The organism is Neptuniibacter halophilus (assembly GCF_030295765.1).
Classification (GTDB): domain Bacteria; phylum Pseudomonadota; class Gammaproteobacteria; order Pseudomonadales; family Balneatricaceae; genus Neptuniibacter; species Neptuniibacter halophilus.
Genome location: NZ_AP027292.1, coordinates 2228353 through 2248956, shown reverse-complemented (window position 1 = coordinate 2248956; position 20604 = coordinate 2228353). Strand labels below are relative to the sequence as shown.

At 53.3% G+C, this 20604-nt stretch carries 17 protein-coding genes; 1 reads left to right on the top strand and 16 read right to left on the bottom strand.

The window, feature by feature from the left end:
- Positions 1-119: 119 nt before the first annotated feature.
- Positions 120-1289 (top strand): PilT/PilU family type 4a pilus ATPase, encoded by a 1170-nt coding sequence (locus QUD59_RS10400; protein ID WP_286236898.1) that lies wholly within the window; start codon positions 120-122, stop codon positions 1287-1289.
- A gap of 163 nt (positions 1290-1452) precedes the next feature.
- On the opposite strand, the gene fadA is transcribed toward QUD59_RS10400, so the two are convergent.
- From fadA to QUD59_RS10320, 16 genes are all read right to left on the bottom strand, one after another.
- On the bottom strand, positions 1453-2628 hold the full coding sequence (gene fadA, locus QUD59_RS10395) for an acetyl-CoA C-acyltransferase FadA (protein ID WP_286236897.1): 1176 nt from the start codon (positions 2626-2628) through the stop codon (positions 1453-1455).
- Between the two features lie 12 nt (positions 2629-2640).
- On the bottom strand, positions 2641-4788 hold the full coding sequence (gene fadB / locus QUD59_RS10390; protein ID WP_286236895.1) for a fatty acid oxidation complex subunit alpha FadB: 2148 nt from the start codon (positions 4786-4788) through the stop codon (positions 2641-2643).
- 99 nt (positions 4789-4887) lie between these two features.
- Positions 4888-5817 carry an electron transfer flavoprotein subunit alpha/FixB family protein gene (locus tag QUD59_RS10385; protein WP_286236893.1) on the bottom strand — a complete coding sequence of 310 codons (930 nt, stop codon included), beginning with the start codon at positions 5815-5817 and terminating at the stop codon, positions 4888-4890.
- A 13-nt stretch (positions 5818-5830) separates the two neighbouring features.
- Positions 5831-6580, bottom strand: a complete 750-nt coding sequence (locus QUD59_RS10380; RefSeq protein ID WP_286236891.1) for an electron transfer flavoprotein subunit beta/FixA family protein — start codon at positions 6578-6580, stop codon at positions 5831-5833.
- Positions 6581-6941: 361 nt separating this feature from the next.
- Positions 6942-7694 carry an enoyl-CoA hydratase/isomerase family protein gene (locus QUD59_RS10375; protein WP_286236890.1) on the bottom strand — a complete coding sequence of 251 codons (753 nt, stop codon included), beginning with the start codon at positions 7692-7694 and terminating at the stop codon, positions 6942-6944.
- The gene (locus QUD59_RS10370; protein WP_286236889.1) at positions 7691-8266 is read right to left on the bottom strand and encodes a DUF2889 domain-containing protein; all 576 of its coding nucleotides are present in this window, start codon (positions 8264-8266) and stop codon (positions 7691-7693) included. Before QUD59_RS10370 ends, QUD59_RS10375 begins: the two co-directional genes overlap by 4 nt.
- Before the next feature lie 11 nt (positions 8267-8277).
- Positions 8278-9948, bottom strand: a complete 1671-nt coding sequence (locus tag QUD59_RS10365) for an AMP-binding protein (protein ID WP_286236888.1) — start codon at positions 9946-9948, stop codon at positions 8278-8280.
- Between the two features lie 94 nt (positions 9949-10042).
- The gene (locus tag QUD59_RS10360) at positions 10043-10471 is read right to left on the bottom strand and encodes an SCP2 sterol-binding domain-containing protein (protein ID WP_350227781.1); all 429 of its coding nucleotides are present in this window, start codon (positions 10469-10471) and stop codon (positions 10043-10045) included.
- Positions 10472-10480: 9 nt separating this feature from the next.
- Entirely contained in the window at positions 10481-12268 is a 1788-nt protein-coding gene (locus tag QUD59_RS10355; RefSeq protein WP_286236887.1) for an acyl-CoA dehydrogenase C-terminal domain-containing protein, read from the bottom strand.
- Positions 12269-12580: 312 nt separating this feature from the next.
- Positions 12581-13825 carry a flagellar hook-associated protein FlgL gene (gene flgL / locus QUD59_RS10350; protein WP_286236886.1) on the bottom strand — a complete coding sequence of 415 codons (1245 nt, stop codon included), beginning with the start codon at positions 13823-13825 and terminating at the stop codon, positions 12581-12583.
- Between the two features lie 10 nt (positions 13826-13835).
- On the bottom strand, positions 13836-16091 hold the full coding sequence (gene flgK, locus QUD59_RS10345; protein ID WP_286236885.1) for a flagellar hook-associated protein FlgK: 2256 nt from the start codon (positions 16089-16091) through the stop codon (positions 13836-13838).
- A gap of 78 nt (positions 16092-16169) precedes the next feature.
- Positions 16170-17210 (bottom strand): flagellar assembly peptidoglycan hydrolase FlgJ, encoded by a 1041-nt coding sequence (flgJ, locus tag QUD59_RS10340; RefSeq protein WP_286236884.1) that lies wholly within the window; start codon positions 17208-17210, stop codon positions 16170-16172.
- Entirely contained in the window at positions 17210-18298 is a 1089-nt protein-coding gene (locus QUD59_RS10335) for a flagellar basal body P-ring protein FlgI (protein ID WP_286236883.1), read from the bottom strand. The genes flgJ and QUD59_RS10335 overlap by 1 nt, the downstream gene beginning before the upstream one ends.
- Before the next feature lie 13 nt (positions 18299-18311).
- Complete coding sequence (gene flgH / locus QUD59_RS10330; protein ID WP_286236882.1) at positions 18312-18989, bottom strand: flagellar basal body L-ring protein FlgH; 678 nt, start codon at positions 18987-18989, stop codon at positions 18312-18314.
- 22 nt (positions 18990-19011) lie between these two features.
- The gene (gene flgG / locus QUD59_RS10325; RefSeq protein ID WP_286236881.1) at positions 19012-19797 is read right to left on the bottom strand and encodes a flagellar basal-body rod protein FlgG; all 786 of its coding nucleotides are present in this window, start codon (positions 19795-19797) and stop codon (positions 19012-19014) included.
- Positions 19798-19818: 21 nt separating this feature from the next.
- Positions 19819-20562 carry a flagellar basal body rod protein FlgF gene (locus QUD59_RS10320; RefSeq protein WP_286236880.1) on the bottom strand — a complete coding sequence of 248 codons (744 nt, stop codon included), beginning with the start codon at positions 20560-20562 and terminating at the stop codon, positions 19819-19821.
- Positions 20563-20604 lie beyond the last annotated feature (42 nt).

The window sequence follows — 20604 nt, the reverse complement described above, 5'->3', positions numbered from 1 at the left end:
TCATCACCCTCAGCAAAGCCGCCCTGACCGGTTATAGCCGATGATTCTGATGACGGTCCCGGCTCAATACACTACACTCTCTAAGTAATTTTTCGAATTGTGCAGTAAGGACTTACCCTATGGATTTTCAGGATTGCCTCACCCTTCTGGCAAAGCGCGATGGCTCCGACTTATATCTGACCACTGGCGCCCCGCCCTGCGCTAAGTTTGAAGGCAAACTGACACCCCTGAGCAAAGAACCCTACAAGCCGGGAGAGATCGAAGCGATCGCCCGTTCGCTGATGGATGAACAGCAACAGGCAACATTTGAAGAGGAGCTGGAGATGAACCTGGCTTACTCCATCCCGAAAGTTGCGCGCTACCGTATCAACATCTTTAAGCAGCGCAATCAGTTCTCCATCGTGGCGCGTAATATCAAAGCCGAGATTCCCCAGATGGAATCATTGGGGCTGCCCCCCGTGCTGAAAGATGTGATCATGGAAAAACGTGGGCTGGTACTGTTTGTAGGGGCGACAGGCTCAGGTAAATCCACCTCACTGGCGGCCTTGATTGATCACCGCAACCGCAACAGCGGCGGCCATATCATCACCATTGAAGACCCGATTGAGTTTGTCCACACCCACCGAAAATCGCTGATCAACCAGCGTGAAGTCGGTGTGGATACCCGTAACTTCCACAGCGCCCTGAAAAACGCCCTGCGTCAGGCACCGGATGTTATTCTCATCGGTGAGATCCGCGATCAGGAGACCATGGAACAGTGCCTGACCTACGCTGAAACCGGCCATCTGGCGATCTCAACCCTGCACGCTAACAATGCCAACCAGGCAATCGACCGTATCATTAACTTTTTCCCACAGGCCCGGCACAAACAGATCTTTCACGATCTGGCCCTGAACATTAAAGCGATCATCTCGCAGCGACTGATCCCGACCATCGACGGTAAGCGTTGCGCCGCTATTGAGATCATGCTCGGTACTTCCAGTGTGCAGGAACTGATCATGAAAGGTGACGTTAAAGCCATCAAGGAAGTCATGGCCAAAGGTGGTGATACAACGGGAATGCAAACGTTCGATGACTCCCTGTACCGTCTGTTCAAAGAGGGCAAGATCACACAGGATCAGGCGATCATCAATGCAGACTCTGCCAATGATATGCGCCTGCGCATGAACCTGACCACCGAAGAAGAAAGCGCGCCTGAAGAAGCCCCTCAGGATAAGCCAAAAGCCTCCTACAGCGACGATGATCCGCTCGCCGGTATGGAGTTGCTCGATGAGGATGAAGATATCTGAGCAACGTCCGTCAGGGTGTCGAATAATGCAATAAAGCCGGGGAAACCCGGCTTTATCGTTTCAACTCACCCACTGAGGATTATCTATAAAAAAGCCCCGCCATAAGGCGGGGCAAGATAGCTTAGAGCGAAGTCACTCAAGGATGCGTAACTGAGCGGCCCGATCAGAGCCGTTCAATTACAGTGGAGATCCCCTGACCCATGCCAATACACATAGTCGCCAGGCCTAATGTTCCGTCCTTCTGTTCCAGAACGTTCATCAGGGTGTTGGTAATACGGGTACCGGAACAACCCAGCGGGTGACCCAGTGCGATCGCACCACCTTTCAGGTTTACTTTTTCTTCCATCTGGTCGAGCAGATTCAGACCTTTGAGCACAGACAAGCCCTGTGCCGCAAACGCTTCGTTCAGCTCAACATAATCGATATCGTCGATCTTCAGACCCGCGCGTTTCAGTGCTTTCTGTGTTGCCGGTACCGGACCGTAACCCATGATGGAAGGATCACAACCCGCGACGGCCATGCTGACAATGCGCGCGCGTGGCTTCAGGCCCAGCTCTTCCGCTTTCGCCGCAGACATCACCAGCATGGCTGATGCACCATCAGAGTAAGCAGAGGATGTACCCGCCGTTACCGTACCCACTTTCGGCACAAATACCGGTTTCAGTGCGCTCAGGGTCTCCACCGTGGTTTCCGGACGGATCACCTCATCGGCTTCGAGCAGAGATTTAAAGCCATGCTCATCGTGACCTTCTACCGGGATGATTTCGTTATCCCAGAGACCATCAAGATGCGCCTGGTGTGCCAGACGGTGAGAGCGGGCGGCAAACTCATCCTGCATCTCACGGCTGATACCGTTCATCTTACCCAGCATCTCTGCAGTCACGCCCATCAGCATTGCGGCTTTAGCCACCTGCTTGGACATCTCCGGGTTAACATCAACACCATGAGTCATTGAGACATGCCCCATATGTTCTACACCACCGGCAATGAAGACATCGCCGTTTCCGGTCATGATCGCCTGTGCTGCTGCATGCAGGGCTGCCATGGAGGAACCGCAGAGGCGGTTAATGGTCTGCGCCGCTACCGTATGCGGAATACCCGCCAGTACCGCTGCATTACGACCGATGTTGAAGCCCTGTTCCAGAGTCTGGTTAACACAGCCCCACATAATATCTTCAATCGCTTCCGGCTTAAGCTCCGGGTTACGTGCCAGCAGGCCTTTCATCACCGCAGCAGACAGCGCTTCAGAGCGCACATTGCGGAATGAACCATTTCTGGATTTACCCATCGGGGTACGAACACCGTCAACGATAACTACGTCAGTTGGTTTCAAGTTCATTTTTTCTACCCCTTAACCGAAATACTTTTCGCCGGAAGCGGCCATCTGTTTCATTTTCTCAGTCGGCTGATAGAGCGGACCAAGCGCTTCATATTTCTTCGTCATTTCACAGAACGTATCCAGACCCATCTGATCCAGATAGTGCAGCGCGCCACCACGGAATGGAGGGAAGCCGATACCGTAGATCAGACCCATATCCGCTTCGGCCGGGCTGGCGACGATACCATCTTCGAGACAGCGAACCGTTTCGATACACAGAGGAATCATCATCCGCTCGATAATCTCCTGATCGCTGAATTCGCGGGAGGCAGCCACCACATCCGCCAGCAGAGCAGGTACCTCTTCATCTTCCAGCTTCTTCGGCTTACCTTTACGATCAATCTCGTAGCGATAGAAACCTTTGCTGTTTTTCTGACCGAAACGCTCCAGTTTATACATACGGTCGATAGCGTTTTCACCTTCGTGACTCATACGGTCAGGGAAACCTTCAGCCATCACTGCGTCCGCATGATGCGCGGTATCAATACCGACCACATCGAGCAGATAAGCCGGGCCCATCGGCCAGCCGAAGCCTTCCATCACTTTGTCGATCTGATGGAAGTCAGCGCCGTCGGATACCAGCGCACTGAAACCGCCGAAGTAAGGGAACAGTACCCGGTTAACCAGGAAGCCCGGGCAGTCATTAACAACGATTGGCGTTTTACCCATCGCTTTTGCGTAAGCCACGGTGCGGGCCACGGCCTCTTCGGAGGTTTTTTCGCCACGAATGACTTCAACCAGCGGCATCTGATGTACCGGGTTGAAGAAGTGCATACCACAGAAGTTCTCCGGTTTTTTCAGTGCCGTCGCCAGCTCTGTGATCGAGATCGTAGACGTATTGGAGGTCAGTACCGCACCTTCCGGCAGAGTATCTTCGACCTCAGCCAGCACCGCTTTCTTCACATTCGGGTTTTCAACCACCGCTTCGACAACCAGATCAACCGAACCAAAATCGCCGTAATTCAGCGTCGGCGTGATCTTGTTCAGCACGCCAGCCATCTTCATGGCATCCATGCGGCCACGGGAAACCTGTTTGTTTAGCAGTTTGGTCGCTTCATCCAGACCGAGCTGCAGGGCTGCATCGTTAATATCCTTCATCAGGATCGGGGTGCCTTTAGAGGCAGACTGATAAGCCACCCCCCCGCCCATGATACCGGCACCCAGCACAGCGGCTTTCTTCACCGGCTCTGCCTGCTTTTCAAAGCCTTTGCTGATCTTCTTGATCTGCTGATCTTTCATAAACAGGCCAACCAGTGCCGCACAGACATCGGATTTAGCCACTTTAACGAAGCCTTTAGCTTCGACTTCAATCGCCTTCTCACGCGGCAGATTAGCGTGCTTCTGAATGGTTTTCAGTGCCGCCATCGGTGCCGGGTAATGAGGCCCGGCCTTGCCGCCGATAACACCCTTAGCAGATTCAAAGGCCATCATCTGTTCGATCTGATTCAGCTTGATCGGGCTCGTTTTCTCGGTGCGGCGAGCCTGATAATCAAACTTACCGGCCTGACAGCCCTTAACCAGATCCAGCGCTGCCACCTTCACCTGATCCTGAGCAACCACGGCATCCACAGCACCGTCTTTCAGTGCCGCAGCAGCACGCTTCTCAACACCACCGCAAACCCACTCATTGGCGTTATCCACACCAATCAGACGCGGCAGACGCACGGTGCCACCCCAGCCCGGGTAGATACCCAGCTTCACTTCCGGCAGACCGACTTTTGCGCCCTCTGCCAGCACCCGGTAATCGGTGGCCAGACAGACTTCAAATCCACCCCCGAGCGCCAGACCATTGATCGCGGCAACGGTCGGGCATGGCAGGTCTTCAATCGCATTGAAGATCTCATGGATACTCAGCAGACCCGCAACGATCTCGTCCTCTGTGGCAGAGAACATCTGCATAAATTCTGTAATATCAGCGCCTACAATAAAGCTCTCTTTGGCGCTGGAGAAAATAACACCACGAATACCTTCGGTGCCCGCTAACAGGGCTACCGCTTCACGCAGTTCAGCCAGTGTTGCCTGATCGAGTTTGTTAACAGCGTCTTCTTTGCGGTTGAAAACCACATCGTAGATTCCATCTTCGACCGACGTCACCTGAATCGTTTGTCCTTCGAAAAGCATCTAAGTTGCTCCGTAGTTTCTGGCTCCGGGTAAACCGGAGCGGTTCGGGATTATTGTTATACTACGGTGCCTTGCCAACCGGGCCCGGCACCCCCCTGATCAAAGTTTACCTTGCAGTTCCGGTACTGCTTCAAACAGGTCTGCAACCAGACCGTAATCCGCTACCTGGAAGATCGGGGCCTCTTCATCTTTATTGATAGCCACGATCACCTTGGAATCTTTCATTCCCGCCAGATGCTGAATTGCCCCGGAGATACCCACAGCAATATACAGTTCCGGTGCGACCATTTTGCCGGTCTGCCCCACCTGCATATCATTTGGCACAAAGCCCGCATCGACTGCAGCGCGGGAGGCTCCCACCGCTGCACCCAGCTTGTCAGCAACCTGATAGAGCAACTCAAAGTTTTCACCGTTGCCCATACCGCGACCACCGGAGACCACAACCGAGGCTGCGGTCAGTTCAGGGCGGTCACTCTGTGCCAGCTCTTCACCAACGAAACCAGACACACCGGCATCACAGGCTTCAGCAATCATCTGAATGTCTGCACTTCCCCCGGTACTCGCGACCGGATCAAATGCTGTACCACGCACGGTGATCACTTTCACCGCGTCGGCAGACTGAACTTTAGCAATGGCATTACCCGCATAGATCGGACGCTTGAACGTGTCTGCTGATTCCACCGCGACAATGTCAGATAGCTGATTTACATCCAGCAACGCAGCCACACGAGGCAGTACGTTCTTACCGGTGGTGGTCGCCGACGCCAGAATATGGCTGTATCCGGCCGCCACCGTCAGCATCAGTTTGCCGACGTTTTCGGCCAGTTGATGCTCATAGGCAGGGTTATCTGCCAGCAAAACCTTACTTACGCCCTCCACCTGAACCGCAGCATCGGCTACCGCCTGGCAATCACTGCCCGCGACCAGCAAATGGATCTCACCACCGATCGCCTGTGCTGCAGCCAGAGTATTCAGCGTCACCGGCTTCAGCTCTTTATTGTCGTGTTCCGCCAATACAAGAATAGTCATTGTTTCAAACTCCTCAGATCACTTTGGCTTCGTTGCGCAGTTTTTCCACCAGCTCATCAACAGAACCGACTTTAATACCCGCCTGACGCTCTGCAGGAGGTTCAACACTCAACAGGGTGATATTGCTGGAGACGGACAGGTTCAACTCATCCGGGGAGATTACGTCAAGCGGCTTACGCTTGGCTTTCATGATATTGGGCAGTGAGGCATAACGTGGCTCGTTGAGGCGCAGATCAGTGGTCACGATTGCGGGCATAGCCAGCTCGACAGTTTGCAGGCCGCCGTCGACTTCACGGGTAACCTGGACTTTATCTTCGGCCACTTTCACCGCCGAAGCGAAGGTACCCTGCGGGCGATCCAGCAGCGCTGCCAGCATCTGACCCGTCTGATTATTGTCAGAGTCGATCGCCTGCTTACCCAGAATCACCAGACCCGGCGCTTCTTTTTCAACGATCTTTGCCAGCAACTTAGCAACAGAGAGAGAATCCGGCGCATCCTCAGTATCGATACGGATACCACGGTCAGCTCCCAGCGCCAGTGCTGTGCGGATCTGCTCTTCACAGGCTTTGCTGCCGACAGAAACTACAACCACTTCGTCCGCCGTGCCTGCTTCTTTCAGGCGCACCGCTTCTTCAATCGCAATTTCACAGAAAGGGTTCAGGGCCATTTTTACGTTGGCCAGATCGACGTCGCTTTGATCAGCTTTGACGCGAACTTTTACGTTGTAGTCAATTACCCGTTTTACGGCAACCAGTACTTTCATAACCGCCTCAATTTCATTGTTATTCTGAAGCCTGAAAATATCGCTGTGGCAGGCTTCCTGTCAGATGGGAAATTCACTCCCAGAGCCATGCATCAATCTTAGTTACGAGCTCAGATTCAACAATGACAAAAAAAACCGGGTTCGCTGACAAAAAATATCATTTTCGCGCAAGCTATTGATAATATTTAATTTTAATTCACACAACCTAAGTACAAATAGCGCCAATAATAATTCAACAGCTACCAATCCCGTTCATCTGCCACCTTCACTGCGCCCCTGTTACCACTGATCAGGCACAAAAAAACCGGCCTCAAGGGCCGGCAGGAAGGTTGAAGGTAATAAAAAAGATAAGCTTACAGATTCAGGATTTCTGCTGCAGGAAAGCACTGAACGCAGCTCTGGCCTCTTCAGAAAAGAGCCGTTGATAGAAGCGCTCCCCTTCGTCGTCCATTACCCGGTGGAGTTGCTCCAGGTACGCCTGTTTCATCAGCCTCTTGGAGATCTTTACGGCTTCGGCCGGCATGCCAGCTAAATCCGCCGCACGGCTACGGGCAGTTTCCAATAACTTCTCCGGTGCCAGCGTCTGATTGACCAGACCAATCGACTCAGCGGTTTCTGCATCAAAGCGGCGTCCTTCAACCAGTAATTCGAACGCTTTACGCTGCCCGAGTAGTTGCGGTAACAGCAGCGTCGAGCCGCCTTCAGGAATGAGTCCCAGTTTGACGAACGGCATCTGGCAACGCAGGTCGTCGGCAGCCATGACCAGATCACAATGCAGCATCATGGTGGTGCCGATACCCACGGCATCACCCTGCACCACAGCGACAACCGGTTTCTCAAAGGCCGCAAGGGTATGCAGAAACTCAATGATAATACTGATTCCATCCTGATCACCGGCGCAGGCAACAAAGTCACCTATATCATTCCCCGCGGAGAAGGCCCGGCCCTCACCGCGAATCAACACCACATGAACCGTGTCATCACTGGCGGCCTGACGTAACAACGCGACCAATTCAGCATACATGGCGAGGGTTAGTGCATTTTTCTTCTCCGCGCGGTTCAGAATGATTTCAAAGACCTGTCCACGCTTCTCACTCAGTACCAGAATACTCATGCCCGGTTCTCTCCTTCCCTCGTTTCACTTTCTGCATCACGATAATGTTCCGGCAGGTAGTGCCTGACCATGGCACTGCTCTGCCCCCAGGTATGACAGCTATTGAGCATCAACTTTGCCCCCTCGGTCAGAACCTGTCCCCCCATGCTCGGCCACATACTCTGAACCGCCGTGGTCGCAAGTACCGGCAACAGCTCATTCATATGCGTACAGCCCTGAACCCCGCCGAGCAATTGTTTTGCCTGACTGAGCCAGCCGGGCCCGATACGGGTTCCTTCAAGCTTGCGGAACGCATTGCTGATTGCACTGCACATACGAAAAGGGGAGCGATCGATACAGGCCTCTACCTGATGAATTGTCAGACGCTGATCCAGAGTCAGGCGGATGCTCAGATCATGGAAGGCTTCACCGGCCGCCACATAACCGCCCCGCTCTTCGTTATCCACATCATGGGTTTTAACATCGGTCATCGCCGCTTCGATATCCCATAATCCGTCTTCCCTCAGGAAGCCGTTACAGAAGATGGTGCGATTATGCTGCGCCCTGCGCCGGGCCGGCTTGCTCAAAGGCATCTCTTCCCCGCTCAGGCAGCATTACTGTCCGAGGGGACGTCTTTCAGCATTCTGCGCAGTACCTTACCCACATTGGATTTAGGTAACTCATCGGCAAACTCAACCTGTTTCGGAATTTTGTAACGGGTCAGCTTATCCTTACACCAGTCACGCACCTCTTCACGGGTCAGGTCAGGGTTGCTGCTGACCACAAAGACTTTGATCGCCTCGCCGGATTTATCGTCTTCGATACCGATGGCAGCCGATTCAACAATATCAGGGTGCTGCGTGAGCACGTCTTCGATCTCATTCGGATAAACATTAAAGCCCGAGACAATAATCATATCCTTTGCCCGGTCAACAATCTGGAAATAGCCCGCCTCATCCACTCTGGCGATATCACCAGTGATAAAGTAACCGTCGTCGGTAAATGCCGAACGTGTCTCCCGCTCGCGCTGCCAGTAGCCACGCATCACCTGCGGGCCTTTTACACAAAGTTCTCCCGCTTCGCCCTGCGGCACATCACCGCCATCAACGCCAATAATACGCACATCAGTATGCAAGACCGGGGGGCCAATGGTGCCGGGACGGTTTTTCAGCGGAGGATTAAAAGTAACGGCTGGGGAGGTCTCGGTCAGACCGTACCCCTCAATAATTTCGCTGCCGGTCTTCTCTTTCCACAGCACAGCGGTCGAGGGATTAAGCGCCATACCGCCTGAAGCGGTGAATTTAAGGTTACTGAAATCGAGTTCAGGAAATTTCGGGTTGTTACACAGCGCAACAAACAGGGTATTTAAGCCTACAAAAGCGCTCATCCGCCATTTGGACAGCTCTTTGACGAACCCCGGAATATCACGTGGGTTCGGAATCAGAACACTGTGACCGCCCATCAGCGAGATCACCTGAGCCACGGTAAAGGCATAGATATGGTAAAGCGGTAGCGGCGATATCACCGTTTCTGTCCACTCAACCCCCGGCACTGTCAGACGATCTACGGCCTGTAGCATATTCGAGATCAGATTACCGTGAGTCAGTACCGCCCCTTTGGACACACCTGTGGTGCCTCCGGTGTACTGCAATACCGCAACATCCCCTGTTTCAGCAGAAACCGGGGCGGGCTGCTGGCCGTCGTATTGATACAGAGCCTCACGCAATGGAACAGCCTGCGGCAAGTTGTAATCCGGCTCCATCTTCTTCAGATATTTAACCGCAGCATTCAGCAGATTGCGCTTAATGAAATCATGCAGATCGCCTACCTGGGTCACAAACAGGTGTTCGATCTGGGTGTTAGCAATAATTTTTTCCGCGTTGTGCGCCATGCTTTTGTGAATAATCAGCGCTTTGGCACCCGAATCGTTGAACTGATGTTCCATCTCTTTCGGGGTATAGAGCGGATTGGTGTTAACCACCACCAATCCCGCCCGGAGTATTCCGAACAACACAATCGGGTACTGAATCAGGTTGGGCAGTTGAATCGCAACCCGGTCACCCGCCTGCAGGCCGGTTTCTTTCTGCAGGTAAACAGCAAAAGCCGCAGAGAGGCGGTCGAGTTCGTTGTAGTCTATGGTGCGGCCAAAACTGGTAAAAGCAGGCCTGGCCCCGAACTGCTTGACGACGTATGCCAGTACGTCAGGAATCGTTTTAAATCCGTAGTGGTTCAGATCGGCCGGAATCGTATCGGCGGCAGGTAGCTGCTGCACCATCTGAGGTTCCTCGTATAATTATTGTTATCGAGAACCCTTGCAGGTTCTTCCTTCAGAGAAAAAGGGCACAGAATCACCCCTGTGCCCTTCCAGCTTAGGCTACCGGAAAAATCGCAGCCAGTTTAGTCGCCAGCATAATATCACCATCCGCCTGGATACGGCCGGTCATAAATGCCTGCATACCATCGGTTTCGCCGGACATCACTTCCGCCAGCGTTGCGCTGTCCATACGCAGGGTGACGGAAGCATCATCACTGCTGCCTTCAGCAACTTCGCAGGCACCATTTTGCACAGAAACATACCAGGCACCGCCATCACTGATCTCATACTGGAAAACCGCATCGGTTCCCGCTGCAGCTTCAGCATTGAAACGGCCCTGCATCTCAGCAAATGTTGCTTTCAAATCACTCATCTCACTCACCTTTACATCTTTATTATTTTTTAGCTGGTAGCGCATCGCATTCAGCTTAAGCAGGCCGCGCAACAAAGTGCGGCCGGCGACGTTGTTAACCACTTTTTTCATCGGATCAGCCTAGAAAATGAAATCTTCCTGATCCATTGCCATTAGGTTGTCTGAACCGGACTGCATTGTCACCGCCAGCGAGCGGGTGCGTGGCAGAATCCGCTCGAAGTAGAAACGGGCAGTCGTCAGCTTAGCCTGATAGAACGCCTGATCACCCTCGCCGGAGGCGAGTTTTTCCTGCGCCACTTTTGCCATACGCGCCCAGAAGTAACCCAGCACTACATAGCCGGAGTACATCAGATAATCCACCGAGGCAGCTCCCACTTCATCACGGTTCTGCATCGCTTTCATACCGATCTTCATGGTCAGCTCGCCCCACTCTTTGTTCAGCTCAACCAGTGGTTTGATAAACTCAGACATCTCTGTGCAATCCGATTCGGCCTGACAGAACTTATGCATGATCTTGGTGAATCCCTTAAGTGATTCACCCTGAGTCATCAGGACCTTACGGCCCAGCAGGTCAAGCGCCTGAATCTGGGTAGTACCCTCGTAGAGCATGGAGATACGGCTGTCACGTACGTTCTGCTCCATACCCCACTCTGCGATGAAGCCATGGCCGCCGAAGATCTGCAGACCGTGGTTAGCTGACTCGAAACCTACTTCGGTCAGGAAGGCCTTGGCGATCGGTGTCAGAAAGGCCAGTTGCGCATCGGCCTGGGCCTGCTCTTCACCCTCTGCCAGTTTTACTTTGTCTACCAACTGGGCACAGTAGTAGATCAATGCACGACCCGCTTCAGCAAAAGCTTTCTGAGTCAGCAGCATTTTGCGTACTTCAGGATGAACAATAATCGGATCTGCTGCTTTTTCCGGGCAGGCAGGGCCATTCAGGGCACGCATCTGCAAGCGTTCTTTGGCATATTCAAGGGAGTTCTGGAAGCCCCATTCCGCGTGAGCCAGGCCCTGAAGAGCGGTTCCCAGACGTGCCGTATTCATAAAGGTGAACATACAGTTCAGGCCTTTGTTCGCCGGACCGATCAGGTAGCCTGTCGCATTATCAAAATTCATAACGCAGGTGGCGTTACCATGAATCCCCATCTTGTGTTCCAGAGAGCCACAACTGACGCCGTTATCTGCACCCGGTGCTTCCGGCAGGTGTTTAGGTACAATGAACAGTGAGATACCCTTAGTCCCTTCAGGCGCATCCGGCAGGCGCGCCAGAACGATATGCACAATATTATCGGCCATATCGTGCTCACCGGCAGAGATAAAGATTTTAGTCCCGGAAATTTTGTAGCTGCCATCGGCCTGCGGCTCTGCCTTGGTTCGCAGCATCCCCAGATCGGTACCGCAATGCGGCTCGGTCAGACACATCGTGCCGGTCCACTCTCCACTCACCAGCTTGGTCAGGTAGGTTTCTTTCTGCTCTTCAGTACCATGTGCGCCCAGCGTGTTCATCGCTCCGTGACTCAACCCCGGATACATGCTCCAGGACCAGTTCGCGGTGCCGACCATCTCGTTGATAACAATACCCACAGACTCCGGCAGACCCTGACCGCCATATTCGGTTTCATGGGAAAGGGAAGGCCAGCCGCCTTCAACAAACTGCTGGTATGCCTCTTTAAAGCCTTCCGGGGTCGTTACCTGCCCGTCATTCCAGGTGCAACCCTGCTGATCACCCACCTGATTCAGGGGTGACAGTACCCGCTCGGCAAACTTAGCGCCCTCTTCCATGATCGCAGAGAGCATATCCGGGGTGGCTTCTTCACAGCCGGGCAGATTGCTGTAATGCGCTTCCGACTGTAAAACTTCATTCAGCACGAAGCTCATATCACGCAGGGGGGCTTTATATTCAGGCATTGTGATTATCCTCACTGTTATTTTTATTCCTCCGCCCGAAAGAGGTGCAGCTGTAGTAGAAGGTTTGCATCGATTGCAACGGGCTTTGAATATGCCATTAAGCATGGTTCAAAGGCCCAAACTCGCCAATAACAAAAGTTACCAGTTTTGCTGACAAAATATTTCAGCCTGTGGAAAAAGCCCTTTCTTGCGGTGATTTACGCAGTTTCAAATAACAGCAAAAAGCAGAATTTATGACATAAACGTGCAGCACAAAAAAAACCGGCGAATGCCGGTTTATTGATAACTCATCTCTGCACAACGGCCATACCGCTAATTGATAAAGTTGAACAGGTTAAGTTCCTGGACGCGGGCAAAACTGGAGTAGGATGCCTGCAGCACGGTCTGCTGCAACTGGAAGCGGCTGATCGCCTCGTTATAATCCAGATCTTCAAACGAGGAGAGCGCTTCCTGAGTAAACAGCTTGTAATCCTCGTTAACCAGATCCTGCTGTTCCAGCGCATTCTGGCGGCCACCGATGCTGGAACGGGCTGCTACGTTACGCTCCTCAATACCCGCCAGATTATCGAGTATAAAATCCATCTGCTGATTGAACTGCTCGCGGGCTTCACCAGTACTGCCGTCATAGTTGTTCAGGGCATCGCGAAGATCTACGGCTGTATTGAGGATATTATGCTGATCGAACACATCCAGTGTTGCCGTACCATCGGCCCCCGTATTCAGCTCGACTTCCACACCCGCGATTTCATAAATCGGCGCATTCGGGTTAGCTGCCGGGTTATAACCGTTTAATGCAACAGCCGGATCGTCGGCCGTGACCGGCTGACCTTTACGGTCAGTTACTGTTAACAACCCGCCGGTCACTGTCACCGTCAGAGGGCCATTGGCCGCCATAAAATCACCAAAGGCTTCCGCATCACCGCCGACAATATCCACATCACCGATCAGATTCAGACTCTGCTGAATATCCGCCTCTACGTAGCCAGAGACCCGGGGAATTTTCTCGAACACTTCAAACCCTGAATCGGTTGAAGCAACTTTATTTTCTGGCCCCACCTGCAGAAAACGCTGCCCATCGTCACCATTAAAAACGTAGCGGCCGGTACTGGCATCTAAGGTATAAGGCTTAGTAAAACCCTTGTTACCCGAAAACAGATACTCGCCCTGAACATCCTTCGTATTCATCAGGCTGTCGAGCGACTTCACGATCTCTCCCACCTCGGAGGCAAGTGCCTGCCGGTCAGTGGTACCGAGGGTACCGGTTTTACCCTGAATCGCCAGTTCACGCAGACGAATCGACAGGTTATTGACCTGCTCGATGGTCTCCTCTTCCAGCGCCAACCGGCGCTGAGCCACGTCAATATTGCCTGCGAACTGCTCGGAACGGGCAATTTCTTTCTTGAACTTCTGAATCTGCGCCGATGCCAGCGGATCATCCGAAGGCTGCAATACCCGCTTACCTGTGGACAACTGCTGCTGTGTCTTGAACACTTCAGAACTGTTTTTATTCAGGTTATCGATATTATTCAGGAAAACCTGTTGTGTAGAGATTCGCATAATTTATCTCCTATACACTCTGCAGCAGAGAATCAAAGATCGTCTGAGCTGCACGAATCAGTTGCGCGGAGGCCTGATAGGCCTGCTGATACTGCACCAGTTTTGCGGCCTCTTCATCCAGGTTAACCCCGGCAATACTGGAGCGCATCTCGCGGTTGGCATCCAGCACAGACTTGCCCGCCTGAGCATTCACCTGAGCAACGGACGCCCGGGTGCCGACACGCTCGACATTCTGGCCATATTTATCCTGATAAGACGCACCCTCAACAGTTTTAGTGAACTGCAGATCTGACAACAGCAGCGCATTACGGTTATCCGATACACCGCCCTCATTCAGAGTGATGCTGAACCGGTCATTGATATCCGGGCTGTTGTTGATGGTGACATCGAATCCCTGCAGGGTGATCGTACTGCCCGGAACATATTCACCTGCCATGCGGTCACCATCCGCATCGACAAACTGATAGAACCCGACATCCGTCGAACTGTCATGCTGGATCGTAAAACTCTCACCGCTGCCGGCGGCTACGCCGGAAATATCCAGGGTAATACCAAAACTGGCGCTCAGATCCAGCTGCCCACCCGCCAGGGCCACGCCGGTTACGGTATTGGCCGGCGTTGAGGAATCGCTCACATCAAAGTTGCCGGCGCCATCCTCAGTAATGGTCAGCGGATATGTCACCGTAGAAAACACCGCTTCATCGGTCACCGTCAGGTTATCTGCCACACCGGTATTTCCCACCGCCGGAACGATCTCAAGCGGAGAGAGAAAACTGATATCAAACGGCGGTGTCATTTCACCGGTGACCTGAGCCCGGTCCATAAAGTCCTTATCGGTGATGGTTACCGAGACGCTGCCGGTGCCAATATTGGCAGAGTCTGCGGAGGTCGCTAAGGGCGCGGCCAGCGCCAACTGGCTGGCTTCGGTTAACACACTGTCGATCTCGGATGCCGCATTTCGCGTAGGCCGCAGAATAAACGAATCACCGGCCCCAAATGCGCCTGACGCTGACATGGTCAGTGTAAATCCATCAACCCGCAGGGTCAGATCACCATTGATGCTGTCAAAGTAAAACTCACCATCCTCATCGACATCAGTGGCCGCAGCCACGGCAGTCAGGGAGCCATTAGTCCAGCGCTCGCCGTCCTGCTCCCGGGTCAGGGTGAAACCACCATTGTTGTTGAAATCCAGCGAATACTCTGACGCCTCCAGTGCCGCGACATCATCAATATAGATCCGGGAGCTGACCTGTATCGCATTATCCCGCTCTGCCAGAACCCGGTCCGAAGCGGCCTGAGTGCTATTGATATCGGTAAACATCAAACCGCCCATCATGCCATTCAGGTCCATGCCTTTCTGGTGCTGCTCATTCATCGTATCCGCAAACACCAGAGCGATACGGCCCAGTTCATCCAGCGTAGAGCCCAGCACATCTTCACGGTAATCCAGAATCCCGCCGACCTTACCACCCGATACCTGATTGGTAATGTCCGCAACCGTGTTACCGCTCTGAATACCGATATTCAACTGGCTGCTGTCGGCCGGGCTGAGGATGGTCGTTAGCGAGTTGGCAGACAGCCCCACAACCAGTGGCTCACCATTGCCGATAAACACACTGACCTCACCGGATGGCTGATCCAGTGTGGTAAACCCGATATAACCGGACAGCTCTTCGAGCTTGGCGTCACGATGATCCAGCAGCTCACTGTTTACATTGCCTGAGGCCTGAGCAATAGAGATCTCATGGTTCAGCTCAGCAATATGCCCGGCGATTGCGTTGATCGTCTGCAGGTTACTTTCCAGACGGCCATTAATGGTGTCATTCTGCCGCCGGATATTCGCATCCAGATCGTTAAAGCGCTGCACCAGCGCTTCCGACTGGGCAATAAACAACTCTCGGTTTGGCAGGCTGACCGGATCATCCACCGCCGTCTGCAGCGCGCCAAAATAGTCATCCATCGCTTTGGATACACTGGTCACATCCGACGCCATCAGGTTATCCAGTTCGTTGGCAAAGCCCTCAAACTCATAGTAACTGTTGTAGGTTGCGCTATCAGCCCAGATCTGACGGTTAAGAAACGCATCGGCGACACGATCAATCTCATCGATCTGCACACCGGCAATGCCCTCACGCGACTGAAAAATCGGACGCTGACGGGTATAACCTTCCGTGTTAACGTTACTGATATTCTGCCCGGTAACACCCAGCGCAGTCTGGTTGGACTGCAAACTCTGGACACCAAGGTTCAATAAACCGTAGGACATAACTGACTCCTTTTGAGGCGGCCCGGTTGGCGGCTTAAGCGATTAAGGAGAACTGAGACATAGCTTATCGGCTACGGCTCACCCCTCTTTAGAACTACCGCTGCGGCTGGCCAGCAGCTCACCATCAAAAATATTTTTAATCTTCTCGGCATATTGAGGATCGGTCGCATAACCCGCCTCCTGCAGATGCCGAACGTATTCATAGGGATCGCCGGCACTTTCCAGTGCCATCTGATAACGAGGGCTGTTTTTCAGAAAATCGACGTAGTCCCTGAAGCTATCTTCATAGCTGTCATAACTACGGAAAGCCGCCTGTTCGCGCTGAGCAATACCGTTACGGTATTCCAGGGTAGAAACCTGGGCGCGCGCTCCTGCCCAGCGACTGTCCGCTTTGATATTGAACAGGTTGTTACTGTTACTGCCGTCCGCTGAGCGGACCATATATTTACCCCAACCGGTCTCCAGCGCTGCCTGCGCCAGAAGCACCCGGGAATCCACACCCAGCTCAGCGGCCACTTTTTCCGCCAGTGGCGCCAGCGTGTCTACAAACTCTTCCGGTGATGAAAAGCGATCCGGCATCTCAGCCCGGGTCTGTGACTGCTGTGACAAGGTTTCCAGTTGCTGTTCAAAAACCGTTTGGATGGTCTGCTTCTGCTCGTCGGTCAAATTAATGCCCGGCGGATTTTCCTGTCCCTCGGCTTTAGCCAGCAGCGCTGATGCGGCGATCGCTGCAGCCTGGTCCCAGGCCTGACTGAGTTGACGGCTCTCCGGGTTCAGCGGTTTAAGCTCGACTGAATCGGGCTGAGTCTGCCCTCCCAGTTGGCGTACCAGCACGTCGGTCAGACCAATACCTTTTGCCGAAGCGACTTCCAGTGAGATCTGGTTGTCGAACATGCTCTGGTAAAGTTTGGTCTGGCTGCTGTTCATAAAGTTATCGTCACCGAAAGCGGCATTCGCATCACGCATCGACCGCAACAGCATATTCAGGAAAAGCTGCTCGAATTGCTGCGCCGCCTGATGCAGACCTTCGTCACTGTTCGAGCGGGTTTTGCTCTTCAGTTTCTGCAGTTCCGCCAGGTCTGAATAAAGTTGTGCGTTGCCGCCGCCGGTTTTAATCATCAGATCACCACCAGTTCCGCTTTCAGGGCGCCGGCCTGTTTCAGCGCTTCGAGTATGGCCATCAGATCACCCGGTGCTGCGCCCACCTGATTGACCGCTTCAACGATGTCACTTAGGCTCGCCCCCGGAGAAAACTCAAACATATGCCCGGAGCCTTCATCCACTTCAATGCCGGTACGCGGTGTGACTACGGTCGCGCCCCCAGCCAATGGATCTGGCTGATCGACATCCAGATCTTCGGTAATCGCAACGGTCAGGCCACCGTGGGTAATCGCCACCGGTGATACACTGACATCCTGACCGATAATGATGGTGCCTGTGCGCGAATTGATCACCACTTTCGCCGCATCACGGGCCGGTTCAACATTCAGGTTTTCCAGTACAGAGAGAAACGAAACCCGCTGATTCGGATCCCGCGGCGCCCGCACTCGAATCGAAGCGGCATCCATGGAAGCTGCCATACCCGGCCCCAGCAGATGATTGATCTGCTCAGCTACACGCCGTGAAGTGGTAAAATCAGGGCGGTGCAGATTCAGTACCAGACTGTCACCCTGAGCAAAACCGCTCGGTACCGCCCGCTCAACCATGGCGCCATTAGGAATACGGCCTACGCTGGGTACATTGAGTGACAAACGCGAACCATCAGCACCCTGTACGCCAAACCCGGAAACCACCAGATTACCCTGAGCAATGGCATAAACCTGACCATCGGCACCTTTCATAGGAGACATCAGCAGGCTGCCGCCACGCAGACTTTTCGCATCACCGATTGCAGACACCGTGATATCAATCGCCTGACCGGGTTTAGCAAATGCAGGCAGCTCTGCATGGATCGCCACCGCGGCAATATTCTTGGATTTCGGATTAATATCCGACGGAATTGCCACACCGAAATTGTTCAGCATGTTGCGGAATGTCTGAGAGGTGAATGAGGTCTTATCCCCGGTGCCATCCAGCCCGACCACCAATCCATAACCCACAAGCTGGTTGGAGCGAACACCAGACACACTCACCATATCTTTCAGTCTTCCGGCTTCAGCGACAACGCTGAACAGGAGGGCCGCGATTATCAGGATTATCTTATTCATACTCATTACCGCCTCAGAACGGCCAGATTGCGCTGATAAAGAAGCGTGACATCCAGCCCATCACGTTGGAATCATGTACCGCACCGGTACCGCTGTAGGCAATACGTGCGTCCGCCAGCTTGGTAGAAACCACAGTATTATCGGAGCTGATATCCTGTGGACGAACCATACCGCTGATACGGATATACTCATCGCCCTGATTCAGGGTCAGCCACTTCTCACCTTTGACCAGCAGCGTGCCATTAGGCAGAACATCGTGGACTGTCACCGTGATATTACCGCTGAGGTTATTACTCATATCCGAAGAGCCATCGCCGCTGAATTCAGTCGTACTGGTCGGCAGGGAAAAACTGACCGGTTTGCCAAATGCGGTGACGGGTTCACCAAACGCCGTTGCCTGCTCCAGAGTGGTGGTGCCCTCCTTATCGATATCCGTGGTGGCACTCTTCTGCGAGCTGGTACTTTCCTGCAGGGTGATTGTCAGGATATCTCCCACCCGATGCGCCCGACCATCGCCGTATAAATTGATGCTGGTAGCGGCGTTATAGATCGATCCATTCTGTGGCTTTGGCTGCATCAACGCTTGCGGCCGCACCGGTGCGTATTCCGGATTATTCGGTTTTACCTGTTTCTGTACACAACCGCTCAACAGCAGACAGGCACTCATCACCATCAGGATTACAGATTTCACGTTAGTCTCCTCGAACCGTTACTTAGAGCTGCTGCGAAACGAAGGACAGCATCTCATCCGCTGTCGAAATCACTTTCGAGTTCATCTCATAGGCACGCTGGGTGGTAATCATGTCAACCAGCTCCTGTACCGCATTTACATTGGAACCTTCGAGCGCCCCCTGAACCATAATGCCGGTACCGTTTTCTCCGGGGTTACTCAGAACAGGTGCGCCACTGGCAGCACTTTCCTGAAACAGGTTCTGGCCCAGCGCCTGCAGGCCCTGGGGATTTACAAAATCCGCCAACTGCAACTGACCAATCTGAGTGGGTGTGCCATCACCCGGCGTTGTCACTTCAACCACACCATCACTACTGATGGAGAACGAAGTCACCTCAGCAGGTAAGTTGATGACCGGATCCAGCAGATAACCTTCTGCAGTCACCACTTCCCCATCCGCGTTCAGATGCAACTGACCGTTGCGCGTGTAAGCGGCATCACCGTTGGGCAGCGTCACCGGGATAAAACCACGACCGTTGATGGCCACATCGAAGGCTTCATCGGTAATCTCTATGGAACCGGTACTGAACAACTTCTGTGAGCCTACGGTCCGAACACCCAGACCCACCTGAAGGCCAGAGGGTAACTGCGCTTCTTCAGCACTCTGCGCGCCCGGCTGGCGGCGAACCTGATACATCAGATCTTCGAACACCAGCTTGTCACGCTTAAAGCCGACCGTAGAGACGTTGGCCAGGTTGTTTGAAATCACCTTCAGGTTAGTGTCCTGAGCGGTCATTCCTGTTTTTGCTACATTCAGTGCACCGTGCATCTATCTTTCCTCAGGCGATTCTTAACTCATTTTCAGGATGGAAGCTGCCGATTCAGAATTTTCTTCGGCGGTTTTCATCATTTTGATCTGCATCTCAAACTGGCGGGATGAACTGATAATGCCTGTCAGTTCACTCACCGCATTCACATTACTTGCTTCGAGATAGCCAGAACGGATTCTTACATTCGGGTCAGGCTGTTCCGGGTTGGGGTTACCCGTGGTCATCAAACCATCCGGCCCCTTAAACATTGTTTTCGGATCGGGATTCACCAGTTTAATCTGATCAGCCACCAGCAACTCCGCAGCATTTTCACCCAGCGGTCTCACGGTAATGGTTCCATCTGTGGCGATCTCAACGCTGTCAAAGGGCGGCAAAATAACCGGAATGCCGCCATTGCCCATCACCGGCAAACCACTGCCTGTTACCAACTGATTGGCGGCATTAATCTGCAGTGAACCGGCACGGGTATAGCCTTCAGTTCCATCCGGACGGATCACCGCAAACCAGCCCTCTCCGGCCACAGCCACATCCAGCTGGCGCTCGGTTTCTATCAGGGTACCGCTGGTCACGTCGGTGGCCGGACGCTCCGTCTGGGCATAAACCCGTGAAGCATGACCCTCGCCAAACACTTGCATGGCGCGGGCTTGAGCCAGATCAGCTTTGAACCCCGTGGTATTGGCATTTGCAAGGTTGTTGGCATGAGCCTGCTGCGCCAGCATATTTTCCCGCGCCCCGGTCATTGCTAAAAACAGAACCTTATCCATCTATCACTTCCCGTTCCGGCGGCATTGCCGCTTTGATTGCCG

What these genes read in the sequence shown, in the direction of transcription:
- QUD59_RS10400 (WP_286236898.1), top strand. Translation starts at nt 120, where the DNA reads ATGGATTTTCAGGATTGCCTCACCCTTCTGGCAAAGCGCGATGGCTCC.
- fadA (WP_286236897.1), bottom strand. Translation starts at nt 2,628, where the DNA reads ATGAACTTGAAACCAACTGACGTAGTTATCGTTGACGGTGTTCGTACC.
- fadB (WP_286236895.1), bottom strand. Translation starts at nt 4,788, where the DNA reads ATGCTTTTCGAAGGACAAACGATTCAGGTGACGTCGGTCGAAGATGGA.
- QUD59_RS10385 (WP_286236893.1), bottom strand. Translation starts at nt 5,817, where the DNA reads ATGACTATTCTTGTATTGGCGGAACACGACAATAAAGAGCTGAAGCCG.
- QUD59_RS10380 (WP_286236891.1), bottom strand. Translation starts at nt 6,580, where the DNA reads ATGAAAGTACTGGTTGCCGTAAAACGGGTAATTGACTACAACGTAAAA.
- QUD59_RS10375 (WP_286236890.1), bottom strand. Translation starts at nt 7,694, where the DNA reads ATGAGTATTCTGGTACTGAGTGAGAAGCGTGGACAGGTCTTTGAAATC.
- QUD59_RS10370 (WP_286236889.1), bottom strand. Translation starts at nt 8,266, where the DNA reads ATGCCTTTGAGCAAGCCGGCCCGGCGCAGGGCGCAGCATAATCGCACC.
- QUD59_RS10365 (WP_286236888.1), bottom strand. Translation starts at nt 9,948, where the DNA reads ATGGTGCAGCAGCTACCTGCCGCCGATACGATTCCGGCCGATCTGAAC.
- QUD59_RS10360 (WP_350227781.1), bottom strand. Translation starts at nt 10,471, where the DNA reads ATGAAAAAAGTGGTTAACAACGTCGCCGGCCGCACTTTGTTGCGCGGC.
- QUD59_RS10355 (WP_286236887.1), bottom strand. Translation starts at nt 12,268, where the DNA reads ATGCCTGAATATAAAGCCCCCCTGCGTGATATGAGCTTCGTGCTGAAT.
- flgL (WP_286236886.1), bottom strand. Translation starts at nt 13,825, where the DNA reads ATGCGAATCTCTACACAACAGGTTTTCCTGAATAATATCGATAACCTG.
- flgK (WP_286236885.1), bottom strand. Translation starts at nt 16,091, where the DNA reads ATGTCCTACGGTTTATTGAACCTTGGTGTCCAGAGTTTGCAGTCCAAC.
- flgJ (WP_286236884.1), bottom strand. Translation starts at nt 17,210, where the DNA reads ATGATTAAAACCGGCGGCGGCAACGCACAACTTTATTCAGACCTGGCG.
- QUD59_RS10335 (WP_286236883.1), bottom strand. Translation starts at nt 18,298, where the DNA reads ATGAATAAGATAATCCTGATAATCGCGGCCCTCCTGTTCAGCGTTGTC.
- flgG (WP_286236881.1), bottom strand. Translation starts at nt 19,797, where the DNA reads ATGCACGGTGCACTGAATGTAGCAAAAACAGGAATGACCGCTCAGGAC.
- QUD59_RS10320 (WP_286236880.1), bottom strand. Translation starts at nt 20,562, where the DNA reads ATGGATAAGGTTCTGTTTTTAGCAATGACCGGGGCGCGGGAAAATATG.